Here is a 795-nt window from a genome sequence, read left to right as displayed (position 1 = left end):
CGCCCCACCCCACCCCAGAAATACAGGCCCTTGACCGGATCGGGCTTCTTCCAGAATGCCGACAGGCGGTCCAGCCAGCCCTCCTGGGCACTGTCGACCAGCGCCAGGTGGATCCGGTCCAGCTCGGCCAGGGCGGCGTGCTGGGCCGGGTCGTTCTGCCATTCGCCCCGGGCCACGCCATCGGCGTAGCGCTGCGACGGGGTCATCACCGAATCGCTCATGCCGTGCCGGTGTCCGCGCCGGGCAGCCAGTGCTTGACGCCGTGGGTGAGCGCGCCGCGCAGGTCGATCAGCTTGCGGTGGAAGAAATGGCTGGTGTCGGGCATGCGCACCAGCGCGTGCGGCGCGTCCAGGCCGTCGAGCCAGTGGTAGACCGCCTGCGGGTCGACGATTTCGTCTTCTTCGCCCTGGACGACCAGCCACTGGGCCGGCGGCTGGATGCCGTCGAAGTCCCAGCGCCCGGCCGGCGGGGCGATCGAGATCTGCGCATCCGGCTGCAGGGCGGCGGCCGCCTTGAGCGAGACGAAGGCACCGAAGCTGAAACCGGCCAGCCACAGCTGCTGGCCCGGGCGCTGGGCACGGACCCAGGCCACCACGGCGGCCAGGTCGTGCTGTTCGCCATTGCCGTGGTCGAAGCTGCCGGCCGAGGTGCCCACGCTGCGGAAGTTGAAGCGCACCGTGGTGATGCCCAGCGCGCGCAGGCTGGTGGCGACCATGGTCACCACCTTGTTGTGCATGGTGCCGCCCTCGGTGGACAGGGGGTGGCAGATCACCGCGACGATGGGCTGGACCGGCG

Annotated in this window: 2 protein-coding genes; both read right to left on the bottom strand. The window is 70.7% G+C overall.

Annotated features, from left to right (window positions below; translation table 11 throughout):
* A partial coding sequence (gene zapE, locus AC1DN0_RS41175) for an AFG1/ZapE family ATPase (protein WP_477146620.1) occupies positions 1-221 on the bottom strand: 221 nt, incomplete at its 3' end.
* The coding region (locus tag AC1DN0_RS41170; RefSeq protein ID WP_477146619.1) for an alpha/beta hydrolase at positions 218-795 on the bottom strand (578 nt) is incomplete at its 5' end. The genes AC1DN0_RS41170 and zapE, both read right to left, overlap by 4 nt.

It is taken from the genome of Cupriavidus sp. 05N39 (genome assembly GCF_056397325.1).
Note: the sequence above shows the minus strand (reverse complement) of the source record. Positions and strands in the feature narration are given on the sequence as shown.